General features: G+C 66.8%; 17 protein-coding genes and 1 pseudogene. 10 read left to right on the top strand and 8 right to left on the bottom strand.

The features are described 5' to 3' along the window. Positions 1-25 precede the first annotated feature (25 nt). Positions 26-694, bottom strand: coding sequence for a TetR/AcrR family transcriptional regulator (locus tag AC5Y36_RS10990; RefSeq protein WP_500040919.1), 669 nt, complete (start codon positions 692-694; stop codon positions 26-28). Positions 695-861: 167 nt separating this feature from the next. On the opposite strand from AC5Y36_RS10990, the gene AC5Y36_RS10985 reads away from it, so the two are divergent. The 5 genes from AC5Y36_RS10985 to AC5Y36_RS10965 are packed head-to-tail and all read left to right on the top strand — an operon-like array spanning position 862 to position 3,960. Beyond that, positions 862-1,236, top strand: coding sequence for a DoxX family protein (locus AC5Y36_RS10985; RefSeq protein WP_500040918.1), 375 nt, complete (start codon positions 862-864; stop codon positions 1,234-1,236). A 24-nt stretch (positions 1,237-1,260) separates the two neighbouring features. Continuing rightward, on the top strand, positions 1,261-2,382 hold the full coding sequence (locus AC5Y36_RS10980) for a VOC family protein (protein WP_500040917.1): 1,122 nt from the start codon (positions 1,261-1,263) through the stop codon (positions 2,380-2,382). Continuing rightward, on the top strand, positions 2,379-3,317 hold the full coding sequence (locus tag AC5Y36_RS10975; RefSeq protein WP_500040916.1) for a fumarylacetoacetate hydrolase family protein: 939 nt from the start codon (positions 2,379-2,381) through the stop codon (positions 3,315-3,317). Before AC5Y36_RS10980 ends, AC5Y36_RS10975 begins: the two co-directional genes overlap by 4 nt. 56 nt (positions 3,318-3,373) lie before the next feature. Next, positions 3,374-3,580 carry a CopG family transcriptional regulator gene (locus tag AC5Y36_RS10970; protein ID WP_500040967.1) on the top strand — a complete coding sequence of 69 codons (207 nt, stop codon included), beginning with the start codon at positions 3,374-3,376 and terminating at the stop codon, positions 3,578-3,580. Then, complete coding sequence (locus tag AC5Y36_RS10965; protein WP_500040915.1) at positions 3,577-3,960, top strand: type II toxin-antitoxin system death-on-curing family toxin; 384 nt, start codon at positions 3,577-3,579, stop codon at positions 3,958-3,960. Before AC5Y36_RS10970 ends, AC5Y36_RS10965 begins: the two co-directional genes overlap by 4 nt. Here the strand turns inward: AC5Y36_RS10965 and AC5Y36_RS10960 are convergent. Genes AC5Y36_RS10960 through AC5Y36_RS10940 form a run of 5 tightly spaced genes read right to left on the bottom strand, consistent with a single transcriptional unit; the run spans position 3,945 to position 8,067 of the window. Further along, positions 3,945-4,859 carry a haloalkane dehalogenase gene (locus AC5Y36_RS10960; protein ID WP_500040914.1) on the bottom strand — a complete coding sequence of 305 codons (915 nt, stop codon included), beginning with the start codon at positions 4,857-4,859 and terminating at the stop codon, positions 3,945-3,947. The genes AC5Y36_RS10965 and AC5Y36_RS10960 overlap by 16 nt on opposite strands. An 11-nt stretch (positions 4,860-4,870) precedes the next feature. Continuing rightward, positions 4,871-5,455: a TetR/AcrR family transcriptional regulator gene (locus tag AC5Y36_RS10955; RefSeq protein ID WP_500040913.1), complete on the bottom strand. Its 585-nt coding sequence runs from the start codon at positions 5,453-5,455 to the stop codon at positions 4,871-4,873. Between the two features lie 46 nt (positions 5,456-5,501). Continuing rightward, positions 5,502-6,506 carry a 4-hydroxy-2-oxovalerate aldolase gene (gene dmpG / locus AC5Y36_RS10950; RefSeq protein ID WP_500040912.1) on the bottom strand — a complete coding sequence of 335 codons (1,005 nt, stop codon included), beginning with the start codon at positions 6,504-6,506 and terminating at the stop codon, positions 5,502-5,504. Continuing rightward, positions 6,503-7,438 carry an acetaldehyde dehydrogenase (acetylating) gene (locus AC5Y36_RS10945; RefSeq protein WP_500040911.1) on the bottom strand — a complete coding sequence of 312 codons (936 nt, stop codon included), beginning with the start codon at positions 7,436-7,438 and terminating at the stop codon, positions 6,503-6,505. The genes dmpG and AC5Y36_RS10945 overlap by 4 nt, the downstream gene beginning before the upstream one ends. Further along, positions 7,435-8,067, bottom strand: a complete 633-nt coding sequence (locus AC5Y36_RS10940; protein ID WP_500040910.1) for a TetR/AcrR family transcriptional regulator — start codon at positions 8,065-8,067, stop codon at positions 7,435-7,437. The genes AC5Y36_RS10945 and AC5Y36_RS10940 overlap by 4 nt, the downstream gene beginning before the upstream one ends. A 90-nt stretch (positions 8,068-8,157) precedes the next feature. Here AC5Y36_RS10940 and AC5Y36_RS10935 point away from each other — a divergent pair, with 90 nt between their 5' ends. From AC5Y36_RS10935 to AC5Y36_RS10920, 4 genes and pseudogenes are all read left to right on the top strand, one after another. Next, positions 8,158-9,696, top strand: coding sequence for a bifunctional 3-(3-hydroxy-phenyl)propionate/3-hydroxycinnamic acid hydroxylase (locus AC5Y36_RS10935; protein WP_500040909.1), 1,539 nt, complete (start codon positions 8,158-8,160; stop codon positions 9,694-9,696). Next, positions 9,693-10,547, top strand: a complete 855-nt coding sequence (locus AC5Y36_RS10930) for an alpha/beta fold hydrolase (RefSeq protein ID WP_500040908.1) — start codon at positions 9,693-9,695, stop codon at positions 10,545-10,547. The genes AC5Y36_RS10935 and AC5Y36_RS10930 overlap by 4 nt, the downstream gene beginning before the upstream one ends. Continuing rightward, positions 10,544-11,581: pseudogene (locus AC5Y36_RS10925) on the top strand (VOC family protein). Before AC5Y36_RS10930 ends, AC5Y36_RS10925 begins: the two are co-directional and overlap by 4 nt. Then, positions 11,551-12,582 (top strand): amidohydrolase family protein, encoded by a 1,032-nt coding sequence (locus AC5Y36_RS10920; protein ID WP_500040907.1) that lies wholly within the window; start codon positions 11,551-11,553, stop codon positions 12,580-12,582. The pseudogene AC5Y36_RS10925 and the gene AC5Y36_RS10920 overlap by 31 nt, the downstream one beginning before the upstream one ends. 10 nt (positions 12,583-12,592) lie before the next feature. On the opposite strand, the gene AC5Y36_RS10915 is transcribed toward AC5Y36_RS10920, so the two are convergent. After that, a complete protein-coding gene (locus tag AC5Y36_RS10915) occupies positions 12,593-13,171 on the bottom strand; it encodes a TetR/AcrR family transcriptional regulator (protein ID WP_500040906.1) in 579 nt (192 codons plus the stop codon). Positions 13,172-13,224: 53 nt separating this feature from the next. Between AC5Y36_RS10915 and AC5Y36_RS10910 the strand changes: the two genes are divergently transcribed. Next, on the top strand, positions 13,225-14,076 hold the full coding sequence (locus AC5Y36_RS10910; protein WP_500040905.1) for a phytanoyl-CoA dioxygenase family protein: 852 nt from the start codon (positions 13,225-13,227) through the stop codon (positions 14,074-14,076). A gap of 201 nt (positions 14,077-14,277) precedes the next feature. Here the strand turns inward: AC5Y36_RS10910 and AC5Y36_RS10905 are convergent, their stop codons facing one another. Further along, on the bottom strand, positions 14,278-14,409 hold the full coding sequence (locus AC5Y36_RS10905) for a hypothetical protein (RefSeq protein WP_500040904.1): 132 nt from the start codon (positions 14,407-14,409) through the stop codon (positions 14,278-14,280). Positions 14,410-14,439: the final 30 nt, after the last annotated feature.

Here is a 14,439-nt window from a genome sequence, read left to right as displayed (position 1 = left end):
GGGTTGCGCCGCTGGGAGGTCGTTTTCAGTCAGTAGTCCGGGTAGCCGGCAGCCGCAGACCCTCCACGAGGACGGTCGACACGAGCTGCGCGTGCTCCTCGACGGCGGCCGGGTCGGTGGGCGAGGCCGCGTCGAACTTCATCGCCAGCGGCACCAACGCCTGCGGTGCGGTGGCGCCGTGAGCCAAGAGAAAGAAGTGGGTCCGCAACGGAATTCGGCGGATCATCCCGCGATCGGCGAGGTGCGTCAGCAGCCGGTCGACATCGGTGAGTAGCGGCTCGATGTAGGTGTCGTAGATGTAGGTCAGGCGTTCGGTGTCCTGGCGGCCCTCGATGTTCATCAACGCAACCAGCTCGGGATGGGCTGCCGAGAACACCACGTAGCGATATGTCGCCAGCCGCAGTTGCTCCAGCGGGTCGCTCACCGTCGGGTCGAACAGTCCCCGCATGTGCGCCACCAGGCGGCCGAAACCGAAATCGACTGCCGCCCGCCACAGCTCGTCTTTGGTGCCGAAACGCTGATAGATCAGGTTGTGGCTGACGCCTAGTTCCCGGTTGAGGGTCCTCAGCGACATCCCGTCGTACCCGACGGTGGCGAACATGGTCAGCGCCTTGTCCAAGATCTCCTCGATCGGCATCGCATCCGATGCCTTCGGGCGTCCGCGCGGCCGCTCGGCCTTGGTCTGGGTGGGCACCGGGTCCATGATGCCACAACACCTGACAATTTATATATTGACAACCAGCAATTTAATATCTACGGTGGGTTCAACCAGCCCGAAGGCACAGGAGCGATCGCATGACCCGAGCGCATCATTGACGGTGCGCGCGGCATGAACCACTCACCTAACGCTGGAGGATAACGATGAATACCGTGCTGTGGACCCTGCAAATCCTGTTGGCTGTCATTTTCGCCGGCGCCGGCACCGTCAAGCTGATCCAGTCGCGCGAGTGGCTGGCCGAGACGCTCGGCGACTGGATCACCGGCATCCCGGTGCCGCAGATTCGGCTGCTCGGCGCGGCTGAACTGCTCGGCGCGATCGGACTGATCCTGCCGCCGCTGGTGGGGGTGGCGTCGTGGCTGACGCCGCTGGCCGCCTGCGGACTGGTGGTCGTCATGATCGGTGCCGTCGCCACGCACGCCGGCCGTCGCGAGTACCCCAACGTCGCGATCAACGTGCTGTTGGCGGCCATGGCGGTCGTGGTCGCCTGGGGCCGCTTTGGGCCCCACGCGTTCTGAGCGCGGTCCGAGGAGGGAAGTGTCATGAATGTCCACCACGGCCTGCACAGCGATCACGGCGCGCGCAGCGGAGAACATCCGGGTCGGGTACCCAATCCGGTGATCAAGGTCGCGGACCTCGCCTGGCTGGAATTCGAGAAGCCAGACCTGCTGCGGGCCGAGGCATTTGCCGACGCCTTCGGGTTTGCCACCGTGGCGCGCACCGACACCCAGCTGCAGCTTCGCGGCGCCGACGCGGGCCCGCCCTGTGTGATCATCCGGCGCGGTGCCCGCACCGGTTTCCGTGGGATGGCCTTCACCGCCCAGGACGAGGCGGACCTGACACGGTTGGCCGAGGCGACCGGCACCGGGATCCGCAGATTGCCTGACTCCATCGGCGGACTCAGCGTTGACCTGGTGGATCCCAGCGGGATTCCGGTACGCGTGGTCGCCGGAACCCATCGACTCGACGCACTGTCGACGCAGGTGCCGCACACCTTCAACTTCGGTGCCGCGCGACATCGCATCAACGACACCCAGCGCCCGTCTCGGGTGCCGACGACCGTGCAGCGCCTCGGGCATGTGGTGCTGCAGAGCAACCGCTACACCAAAGCGCTGAACTGGTATCTGGAGACGCTCGGCATGATCGTCAGCGACTTCCAGTACTTCCCCGGTCAGCGCGACCGCGGTCCGACGATGAGCTTCATCCGCTGCGACCGCGGCATGACGCCGACCGACCACCACACGGTGGCGGTGGCGCTGGGGCCGCAGAACCGCTACGTGCATTCGGCGTATCAGGTGTGCGACCTCGACGCGCTGGCCGCCGGCGGGGAGTACCTCAAAGAGCACGGCTACCAACGATCCTGGGGGATCGGTCGGCACATCCAGGGCAGTCAGATCTTCGACTACTGGCGCGACCCGGACGGCTTCCTCGTCGAGCACTTCGCCGACGGCGACCTCTTCGACTGCACCCTGGAGCCTGGGTGGGCGCCGTTCACCGCCTCGGGGCTGGCCCAGTGGGGACCGCACGCCACCAAGGATTTCCTCGGTATCGACCCTAAATCCATTCCGCACGAGGCGCGTTCGATCCTGACGGCGCTGCGCGGCCGCGACAATGAATTCACCCCCACCCGCCTGATCGGCCTGATGAAAGTGGCTCAGTCATGACGCTATCCGTCCTGCGCACCGTCGACGCCTGGTGGGTGCACACCGGCGCCGGGGCAGCCAAGATTGCCACCGCCGCGGGCACCACCGCGGAACTGCTGGCCGACCGGCCCGCCATCGAGACCGCCGCACACAGCACCGACACCGTGCCGGTGGACAGCCTGGCGCTGGTGTCCCCGGTGACCAAACCGTGCCGGGTGATCGCACAGATGACGAACTTCGCCTCCCACGTCGCCGACGCCGGGATGGACCCCAAGACGGTCCCGTTGACGTTCTTCCGCAAGTCGTCGGCGTCGATCGCCGGGCCGTTCGACGACATCATCAGACCCGACCACGTCCGCTTCCTGGATTACGAGGTCGAAATCGGGCTGGTCATCGGCCGCGAGATCCCGGTCGGAACCCCGGTTTGCGAGGCGAACCTGGCCGACTTCATCGCCGGCCTGGTGATCACCAACGATGTGTCGGCACGTGACATCCAACTCCCGCAGACCCAGTTCTACGAAGCCAAGTCCTATCCCACCTTCACCCCGGTCGGCCCGGCGCTGCTGCTGCTCGACGCCGGGGAACTGCAGCGGTTCGACGACCTGCGGCTACGGCTGCGCGTCAACGGAGAAGTGCGCCAGGACATGGTGGTTGCCGGCGACATGCTCTACAGCCCGGTGCAAGCGCTGTGGTCGCTGAGCAGATTTCAGGACCTTGCCCCGGGCGATCTGATCCTCACCGGCACCCCGGTCGGCACCGCGCTCAGCGCACCGCCGAAGCTGGTCGCCCTCATCGGCAACCTGCTGCCGCCCGCGCTGAAATGGAAATCCTTCTTCAAACGCCAGGCCACCAACCCTCGCTACCTCAACGAAGGTGACGTGGTGGAGGCCAGCGTCGCCACCGACGACGGCGCCATCGATCTTGGCGCCCAGCGCAACACCGTGCGCCATGCGTGAGCCGTGACGACATCGGCGATGACCTCTGGTGGTATCAATCTGGTATCATCGACGTCATGGGGATGACACTGCGAACCAGCGAGCAGCAGACCGAAGCGCTGCGCCGCCAAGCCGCCGTCGAGGGGCGGTCGATGCAGGCTGTCGCGCTGTCGGCCATCGACGAGTACATCGCCCGGCACACACACCAGGCCAAAGTCGGTGAGGCCCTGCAGCGTGTGATCCGCGAAGAGGCCGGCGTTCTGGAGCGCCTCAAGGACGCATGATCGAATACCTGGATCTCGACGACCTGATCGAGATCGCGCGTGCCGCGATCGGTGCGGACGTCGCCGTCGGAGACTACGGCTTGCTGGAATCTGCGTTGGCGCGTCCGCGCGCGTCGGTGTTCGGCGAGGACGCCTACCCGGATCTGCATCTCAAGGCCGCGGCCCTGATGCACTCACTGGCGCGCAACCATGCCCTGGTGGACGGAAACAAGCGGTTGGCGTGGACGGCTTGTCGCACATTTCTTGCCGTCAACGGCCAAGGGATCGGCGCACCCGAGGATGACCGCTTCGATTTCGTCATCCGGGTCGCCACCGGCGCACTGGCAGACCTCATCGGAATCGCCGCACAAGTGCGCACCTGGAGCTACCAGGACGGGTGACCCGCTGCGTGAACCTGACCGCGCAGCCCCCGGACGAACTGGGCCACGGCGGCCCCGATCTCGTCGGGACTGTCCTCCTGGATGAAATGGGAACCGGCGACCGTGGTTTCAGTGAGATTCGGCCAGCTGCGCACGAACTCGCGGATTCGCCCTCGGACGATCGCGCCCGGCTCGGCGTTGACGAACAGCTTCGGCACCTCGCTGGTGGCCAGCCAGCTGCCGTAGTCTTCGACGATGGCAACGACGTCGGCGGGTTCGCCTTCGATCGGGATGTTGCGCGGCCACGACAAGGTGGGACGCCGGTCTTCGCCGGGATTGGCGAACGGCTGTCGGTAGTGGTCCATCTCCTCGTCGGACAGCGTGCGATTGATGGCCCCGGGTAAGACGCCTTCGACGAAAACGTTCTGTTCCAGCACCATTTGCTCGCCCCCCGGCGAGCGAAAGCCCTGAAACACTTCCCGCACCGGCCCGGGAAACTCCGGCCAGGTCATCGGGGCGACGATGGACTCCATGAACGCAATCCCGGCGACCCGGTCGCGATGCTGGTTGGCCCAGTCGAACCCCAGTGCCGAGCCCCAATCATGCAACACCAGTACCACGTTGTCGCCGAGATCCAGGGCGTCCCACAGGGCGAACAGGTACTCGCGCTGCTCGGCGTAGTGGTAGCGATCCGGCCCGGAATCGTCGAGCTTGGCCGAGGCTCCCATGCCGATCATGTCGCAGGCGACCAGCCGGCCCAGACCCTCCAGGTGCGGCATCACGTTGCGCCACAGGTATGACGAGGTGGGGTTGCCGTGCGCGAACACGATCGCGTCGCCGGCGCCCTCGTCGATATAGGCCATCCGCTTGCCCCGGATGTCCTGGTACTGCAGCTGCCCATACGGTTTGGTGCTGAGCATCGGTGTTCTCCTCAGTTCGGCCGGGTGTCGGCGAGTGTGGCTGCAACCTCGCGCGCGACTCGCAGAATTCGCGCCGAGAACTTGGGGTCGGCGACGGCGCGGGCCAGCGACATTCCGCCCACGCACACCGTCATCAGGGCGATGGCGTCGTCGAGCCGGTTGTCGTCGCCGTCGCAGATCGCCGCCAGCGATATCCGCAGTTCCCGCTCGTAGGTGGCGCGGAACTCCTCGGTCGAGTGCGCGGCGTCCGAACTCAGCGCGGCAAAAGCGCAGCTGCTCGAAAGATTGTCGCGGTGCGCCGGGGTGAGATACCGCTTGGCCAGACCGGTCAGCCTGCTCGACCACGATTCGCCGCGCGGCGGTTTGATCCAGCCCGGCCGTCCGGTGCTGATCGCATGCGCGAATGCGGCATTGGCGAGCTCGTCTTTGGTGGCGAAGTGCGAGTAGAACGCCCCGTGGGTCAGTCCGGCATCGCGCATCACCGGGACGATCGCGGCACCGTCGAGACCTTCTTGACGGAGCCGGCGGGAGGCGGCCTCCAGGATTCGATCGAGCGACTCCCGCTTGTTGTCGGCCCGCTTCGTTGAAGTTCGCATGATGTGCATCATGTTATTCACATGACGTGCATCATGCAAGAGTTGATTAGTCGCAGGTGGTTAGGTCCAGCGCGATGTCGACCAGCATGTCTTCCTGCCCGCCGACCATGCCCCGGCGACCGGCCTCTTCGAGCAGGGTCCGCGCGTCGACGCCGAATCGGTCGGCGGCTGCCTCGGCGTGGCGCAGGAAGCTGGAGTACACCCCGGCATAGCCCAGCGTCAACGTCTCCCGGTCGACGCGTACCGGGCGATCCTGCAACGGCCGCACCAGGTCGTCGGCGGCGTCCTGCAGCGCGTGCAGATCGCAGCCGTGCACCCAGCCCAGCTTGTCGGCGGTGGCGATGAACACCTCCAACGGTGCATTGCCGGCGCCGGCGCCCATACCGGTCAGTGACGCATCGACGCGATGCGCGCCGTGCTCCACGGCCACAATGGAATTCGCCACGCCCAGCGACAGGTTGTGGTGGGCGTGGATCCCGATCTCGGTTGTCGGAAGCAACGTTTGGCGCAGCGCGTCAACGCGCTCGGCTACATCGCGCATGGTCATGGCACCGCCGGAGTCGACCACGTACACCCCCGTGGCGCCGTAGCTCTCCATGAGCTTGGCCTGCCCGGCCAGTGCATCCGGTGTGGTGAGGTGGCTCATCATCAAGAAACCGAGGGTGTCCATCCCCAGCCCGCGGGCGGCGGCGATGTGCTGCGCGGAGATGTCGGCCTCGGTGCAGTGGGTGGCCACCCGCACCACGCTGGCCCCGGCGCGGTGGGCGTCGTTGAGATGCCGGACGCTGCCGATGCCGGGCAGCAGCAGGGTCGCGATCCGGGCGCGTCGCACGGCCGCGGCGACGGCCTCGATCCACTCCAGGTCGGTGTGAGCGCCGAAGCCGTAGACACAACTGGATCCGCCCAGGCCATCACCGTGCGCGACTTCGATGGAGTCGACGCCGGCGGCATCCAGGGCTGTGGCGATGCTGACCGCCTGCGCGATGCTGTACTGGTGGCGCACGGCGTGCATGCCGTCGCGCAGGGTGACGTCGCTGATGTAGATACTCATGCCACGGCTACCGCGAGACGCTCGGCGGTGGCCTTGGCCGCCGAAGTCATGATGTCGAGGTTGCCCGCGTAGGCGGGCAGATAGTGTGCGGCGCCGGCGACTTCGAGCAGGACACTCACCCGGGTCCCGACGAACTTGCCGGTCTCCGGGATGTAGAGCGGGTGCTGCGCGGTGAACGCCTCGAACTGCACCCGTTGTTTGAGCCGGTAGCCCGGGACGTAGCCATTCACCCTCTCGACCATGGCGAGCACGTCGGCTTCGATCCGCTGGTGATCGGTGTCGCCGTCGACGAGGCAGTACACCGTGTTGCGCATCAACACCGGTGGCTCGGCCGGGTTGAGGACCATCATCGCCTTGCCGCGCTGGGCACCGCCGACGGATTGCAGGGCGGCTGCGGTGGTTTCGGTGAACTCATCGATGTTGGCGCGGGTGCCCGGTCCGGCTGATCTCGCCGAGATCGACGACACGATCTCGGCGTACGACACGATGCCGCTCTGGGCCACCGCCGCGACGATCGGGACGGTGGCCTGCCCGCCGCAGGTCACCATGTTCAGATTCGGAGCGCCGAGATGGCCCTCGAGATTGACCACCGGCACACAGAACGGGCCGACAGACGCGGGGGTGAGGTCCAGCATCCGCACCCCGGTGCCGGCCAGCTTGGCCCAGTTGGCCCGGTGCGCGCCGGCCGATGTCGCGTCGAAAACGAGTTTGATGTCACCGAAGTTCGGCAGGTCGAGTAGACCGTCGACACCCTGGGCGGTGGTCTGCACCCCCATGCGGGCGGCGCGGGCCAAACCGTCGGAGTCCGGGTCGATGCCCACCATGGCGGCCATCGTCAGCGGGCCCGGATCGCGAAGGATCTTGATCATCAGATCGGTGCCGATGTTCCCCGACCCGATGACGGCCACCGGCCAGTCGCGCTGCCCCATCATTGGCCGGCATTCGCCGAGAGCAGGCGCAGCGCCGTGCTGTAGAGGGCATGGGCGTGCAGGTCGAACAGCTCGATGAGGTCAACCGCGTCGCCGCCGATCTCCTTGGCGATGAAAAGGCCGTCGGCGCCGGCCATTGCGTAGGTGACCAACTGGTGGATCTGGGCGTCGGTGAGCCCGGGGGTGAGCTCACCCAGGGTTGCAATCAGCGCACGGTGGGTCTGCGCCCGGACCCGGACGAACATCGATCGCGCTCGGGCTTCGACCGGCCGACGTTCCAGCCCCAACATCAGCCCGAGCCGAATGAAGTCCGGTGAGTCCAACAGAGCCTTGGCGATCTGCATCGCCAGACCCTGCACCCGCTCGAGCACCGTGCCGTCGTCGGGGACTTCCCAGGCGCCGAGCCAACTGGCGAAACTGCGCTCGATGACCGCCGCGATCAGGTCGTCCTTGTTCTTGAAGTGCCAATAGATCGAACTGGCCGGCAAGTCGCACTTGGCGCTGACCAACGCGATGCTGGTGCCTTCGTAGCCGCGTTCGGCGGCGATCTCGGTGGCCGCGTCCAGGATGCGTTCGCGGGATAGTTCGCCGTCGACGCGCTTGCGTCGCTTAGGCTGCCCATCCGTCGCCATTCGTGTCTCCTCGGGTCTTGACTCTGTAGTGATCGCTACATTACCGTAGCGATCACTACAGGACAAGTCTCTCGAGGATGAGGGTGAAACGTGACTACCAAAGACACCTACGACGTCGCGGTCATCGGCTACGGGCCGACCGGCGCCACCGCCGCGAACCTGCTGGGTCTGCTCGGCGTGAAGGTCCTTGTGGTTGAGCGCGATCCCGACGTCTATGGCCGCGCGCGGGCGATCTCCACCGATGAGGAGGTGATGCGGGTATGGCAATCGGTCGGCTTGGCGGACCGGCTGCAGCAGGACATGCTGCCCGACCGCCCGTTGAACTTCGTCGATGCTGCCGGTGTCCCGTTCATCGATCTGAAGATCGCGCCGCGCGGTTGCGGGCACCCGCCACAGCAGTTCCTGTATCAGCCGGCCGTCGATCAGGTGCTGCGCGACGGCGTGCGGCGTTTCGCCGGCGTCGAAGTCTTGCTGGAACACGAATGCCTGCGGGTACTGCCGACCGACGACGACGTCGAGCTCATGTGCGCCGATCTGCGCACCGACACGTTCAAACGATTCCGCGCCCGCTATGTGATCGCCGCCGACGGCGGGTCCTCGCCGACGCGCGCGCAGTTGGGGGTCGGCTACTCGGGTCGCACCTACGCCGAGCGGTGGGTCGTCATCGACACCAAGGTGATCAACGAATGGGACGGCATCGACCGGTTGCGGTTCCACGCCAACCCCGCTCGCCCGATGGTCGACTGCCCGACTCCGCTGGGCCACCACCGCTGGGAGTTTCCGGCCCGAGCGGGTGAGGATGAGCAGAAGTTGCTGCGCCACGAGGAGATTTGGAAGGTGCTCCGGTGTCAGGGCATCACGGCCGAGCACGTCAAGATTCTGCGGGCGGTGATCTACAGCCATCATGTGCGTGTCGCGGACCGATGGCGGATCGGGCGGGTCTTTCTGGCCGGCGATGCCGCGCATGCCATGCCGCCGTGGATCGGGCAGGGGATGTCGGCCGGAGTGCGCGACGTGGCCAACCTGTGCTGGAAGCTTGCTGCCGTCCTCAACGGCCACGCGCCGGACGCGCTGTTGGACTCCTACCAAACCGAACGTAAGCCGCATGTCACCGAGACCACCCGGCGCGCATGCATGGTCGGCCGGCTCATCACCGAACGCAACCGGATCATCGCCGCGCTCCGTAACCATGGCATGCGAGCGCTGGCGCTTCTGCCCGGCGCAGAGGCAGCCGGGCAGAAGCGGATGTGGGTTCCCGACGCCCGCTACACCGCGGGGTTCCTGGCCCGCGGCCGGCACCGGGCGGTCGGCTGGCAGATCCCCCAACCGTGGGTGACCGACGCCGACGGCGCCACGGTACGGCTCGACGATGTCCTCGCTGGGCGATGGGCTGTCCTGCACACCGGGGAGATTCCGCCCGGTGCGGGGGCCTGGACCCAGCTGGGTGTCCGCACCATCCGGGTCGACGAACCCACTCTCACCGGTTGGTTGCGCCGCAACAGGGCGGCCGCGGTAGTGCTGAGACCGGACGGATTCATCTACGCCGCAGCCAAATCCGGCCAGCGGTTACCAGCGCCCCCGACCGGCCACACCCTGGCCGTCCCCACCCGAGCCGAGGCGATCGCATGACCACCACCAACGTGACCGAGCGCACCGTCAGCGTCGCCGGCAAACCCGTCTTCGTCGCCGAAGCAGGCGGCGGACCGCCGGTCGTGCTGTTACACGGCGGGGGACCGGGCGCCTCCGGGGTATCGAACTACTCCCGCAACATCGACGTGCTGGCCCAACACTTCCGGGTCATCGTCCCCGACATGCCGGGGTACGGCCGGTCATCCAAAGGCGTGGACCGCAACGACCCGTTCGGTTATCTCGCCACCATGATCCGCGGCACGCTCGATGAGCTCGGCGTCGACACGGCACATCTGGTCGGCAACTCCTATGGCGGTTCGGCTGCGTTGCGGCTGGCGCTGGACACCCCGGAGCGGGTCGGCAAATTGGTGCTGATGGGACCCGGCGGCATCGGAACCACCAGGGGCGCACCGACGGCCGGACTCAACAGCCTGCTGTCGTACTACGGTGGCGGCGGACCCAGCCGGGACAAACTCGAAGCCTTCATCCGCACCTACCTGGTCTACGACGGGGCCTCGGTCCCCGACGAACTGATCGATCTGCGCTACCGGGCCTCCATCGACCCGGAAGTGGTGGCGGATCCACCGCTGCGGCGGCCGTCGGGACCGATGGCGCTGCGCACCCTGTGGCGGATGGACCTGACCCGCGATCGCCGGCTCAAAACCCTCCCCACACCGACCTTGGTGCTGTGGGGCCGCGACGACAAGGTCAACAAACCCGCCGGCGGCCCGATGCTGCTGAACCTGATGCCCAACGCGAACCTGGTGATGACGTCGCGCACCGGCCACTGGATGCAGTGGGAACGTGCCGCGTTGTTCAACCGGGTCGTCACCGAATTCCTGCAATCATGAGCATGTTCGGTAGCGTGCGGCTGGGATATCTGGTCGTCGAGACCGAGAAGTTCGCCGATTGGCGGAGATTCGGTCGTGACGCCGTCGGCATGCACCTCGACGACACCCTGCCCGAGGCGATCCGATTCCGGCTCGATGACAACCAATGCCGGTTCCTGCTGCAGCGCGGGCCGGCCGAGGACGTGACCGCACTCGGCTGGCACCTCGACGACCACTCCGGCTTCGACGAGGTCCTTCGCCGGCTGACCCGGCACGGCGTGCCGCTCACCGAAGGCAGCGCCGAACAGGCCGCGTTGCGCGGGGTCGAGCGTCTGGCCCGGTTCCCCGGCCCCAATGGGCTGGTGCAGGAGATCTTCACCAGTGCCCGCATGGCTGACACGCCACTGCGGACCGGCCTGCGCGGCGGCTTCGTCACCGGCGACGGCGGCATCGGACACGTCGCCGTCACCACCAAACATCCGCAGCAGATGCGCGGCTACTACACAACGCTGTTCGACGCGCGGCTCTCGGACTACATCGACGAAACCATCAGCGGCGTCAAACTCAAGATCCGTTTCCTGCGGGTTAACTAGCGCCACCACACCGTGGCGATCGCCGCCGCAACACGGCTGCCCATCAACCCGATCCGTACCCGCGTCCAGCACCTCAACATTCAGGTCGGCGAGCTGGACGATCTGACAGCGGCCTACCAGCGGGTCAAGGACCTGGGCTTCGACATGGCGCTGGGGATCGGGCAGCACACCAACGACCGCGAACTGTCGTTCTACGCACGCACACCGTCGGGTTTCGAATGGGAAGTCGGATGGAACCCTGTGGTCGTCGACGAGACCACCTGGCAGACCGCCACATATCAAGGCATCAGTTGCTGGGGCCACACCCCCGAGGGCCAGAGCCTCATGGACAAACTCAGTCAATTCCGGACCGGCGTGACGTCAGTGCTGCGCCGCGAAGACACCATCCCGGCGTTATCCGGCGCAGGAATCCCCGACTACCAGGAGCAGTTGTGCCGCGCATCGACACCCACCACCACCTGATCCCACCCGACTACCGCAAAGCGCTGCGTACAGCCGGAATCGACGAAGCCGGCGGCCGCGCTCTGCCGGACTGGAGCCCCGAGGCGTCCCTGCAGGCCATGGACGAACTCGACATCGGTACCGCAATCGTCTCGGTGTCCACCCCCGGGACCACCTTCCTGCCCGCGGCGGCCGACGCGGCCGCGCTCGCACGCGACCTCAACGACTACACCGCACACCTGGTCGCCGACCACCCGGACCGGTTCGGCTTCTTCGCCACCGTCCCGATGCCGCACATCGGCGCCGCGGCGGCAGAAGCCGTGCGCTGCTTGGACGAACTCAAGGCCGACGGCGTGGTACTGCTGGCCAACGCCGCCGGTGTGTACCTGGGCCAGAACGGTCAAGACGAGCTGTTCGCCGCCTTGGACGCGCGATCGGCCGTGGCCTTCATCCACCCCGCCGACCTTCCGGGGCCGACCGTCGCGGGCGTGGCGCCGTTCGCGGCCGACTTTCTACTCGACACCACCCGCGCCGCCTACCTGCTGGTGCGCAACGGTATTCGACGTCGTTACCCCAATATCCGCTTCATCCTGAGCCACGGCGGCGGCTTCGTTCCCTACGCCAGTCACCGGATGGCGGTGGCGATTACCGGCGACACCGGCCGTAGCCCCGCCGACAGCCTCGATGACTTCGCCGGCTTCTACTTCGACACCGCACTGTCGTCCAGCGCGGCCGCGCTGCCGACCTTGCTCGCCTTCGCTCAACCCGGTCACATCACCTTCGGCTCGGACTGGCCGTTCGCCCCGGTGGCTGCCGGCAGGCTCTTCGCGGCCGGCCTGGAAACCTACCCTGGGCTCGACCCCGTCACCCGTGCGGCGATCGAGCACACCAATGCGCTGGCGCTGTTTCCGCGGTTGGGCCGGGCTCCGGTGCCGACCCGGCAGCCGGTGGGTAAGCGCGTCCGCCATGCCGTGAGCCGTCGGGCGATCCGGATGCTGTCCCGCGCGATCAGCACCGGCTAAGGGGTCGCGGTCAGCCGATCCCCAGCGCCCCGGCGGTCAACCGCCACAGCCGTTCGGTGGTCTCGTCAGGGTCAGGGGAGGGGGTGGCTCGCAGTTGCTGGGCGATGCCGCGGCGTAGTCCGCCGATCACGAAGGCGCCGGCGCTGTCGGGTTCGATGTCGGCCGGCAACTCACCCGACCGCTGGCCGCGGCGAATGTTGTCCGCCGCGTGGTCGCTCATATTCTGCAGGTGAACCGATTCCAGCTCGGCCAGCTGCGGATCGAGTGCGGACCGGCTGAGCAGGATCGGCGCCAGCCGATCGTCGAAGTGATACGCGACGAACCGGCGGGTGCGCTCGTGCTCGCGGGTGCCCCAGTCGGCGTCGGCGGGCAGATGCACGTCGGCAATGGCGTGGCGAAGCCCGTCGTAGAAGGTGTCGTAGATCGCCGCCAGCAGACCGCCTTTGGAGCCGAAGTGATGGTAAAGCGCGCCGGTGGTCAGTCCGGCGCGGCGGGTCAGCGCGCTCAGTTCCATCGCGCCGTTGCCGCGGACCAGTTCGGATCGGGCGGCGTCCAGTAGTTGTTGACGTCCCGCGGGGGCGCGTGCCATAGTCAGTAACATAACACAATTAGGTTATGTCGTGATCTCGTGAGGAGCCCGTCATGAGCACCGAAGTACGGTCCTTGGCCGACCTGGGTGGCGATCTGGCCGGGACCTATCGACGCACCGCCAGCAGTGGCGAGAGCATCGACCCGGCGGTGGCGGACGCGGATCTGGCCGCGATCCGACGCGACGGGTATGTCATCCTGCCCGGGCTGCTGGCGTCGCACGAGCTCCGCGAGATTCGCGACGCCGTGTCCCCGCTGCTGGATCGGCAGGGCCGCAACCGATTCGAAGGACACGCCACCCAGCGGGTGTACAGCGTGTTGAACAAGACCCGCGCGTGCGACCGGATCGCCGACCATCCACGGGTGCTGGCGTTGCTGGATCGGTTGTTCTTGCCCAACTACCTGTTGTCGATGCTGCAGGTGATCAACATCCTGCCCGGCGAGCAGGCGCAGATGCTGCACAGCGACGACAGCTTCTATCCGATTCCGCGCCCGCGCGCCGCGCTCAGTGCGGCCACCATCTGGGCGATCGACGATTTCACCGCCGACAACGGCGCCACCGATATTATTGCCGGCAGCCATCTTTGGGGCGACCGCATCCCCGGGGAGTCCGAGGAGCGTAAGCCGGTGGTGATGCCCGCCGGTTCCTGCGTGTTCTTCCTGGGCACGCTGTGGCACGGCGGCGGCGCCAACAGATCGTCGGGCTCGCGGTTGGCGCTCACCGCCCAGTATTGCGAACCATGGCTGCGCCCCCAGGAGGCCTTCACGCTGTCGATCACCCGGGATACCGTGCGGGCCGTATCGGAGGACATCCGCCGCATGCTCGGCTACAGCATCCATCCGCCGTTTGTCGGACAAGTCGACGGCATGCATCCCAAACGGCTGCTGGAATCCCCGCATCCCTGAGCGGGGCGCCCGTCTACGCCGAGAGTGCAACCGCGCAGGGGGCCTCTCGCACTTCTCCTAAGTGAGCGCACCCTCGCGGTGTGATCGGGCCGAACAAAACAGACGTGGCGGACGGCCACAAAAAACGACGAATCTCAAAACCGCGGGCGCTCGGAGCCCGGGAAGGCGCGACCACCGAGGTGTGTCGCGCCGCGCCCAGTGTCAGCTGGCGTTTGCGAGGGGGTGCCCGTCCTCAAGCTGCTCCGAGGTGTCGCCTTCCACCAGCACGTCGCCGTGGTACAGCGCGTCGAAGTCAACTTTGATGACGTCGGCACTCGAGTCGTCGATCCACATGTCACTGAGCGTATGGGTAACCTTTAAGGA

The organism is Mycobacterium sp. NGS50, from assembly GCF_059812545.1.
This window is presented reverse-complemented; position numbering and strand designations above follow the sequence as displayed.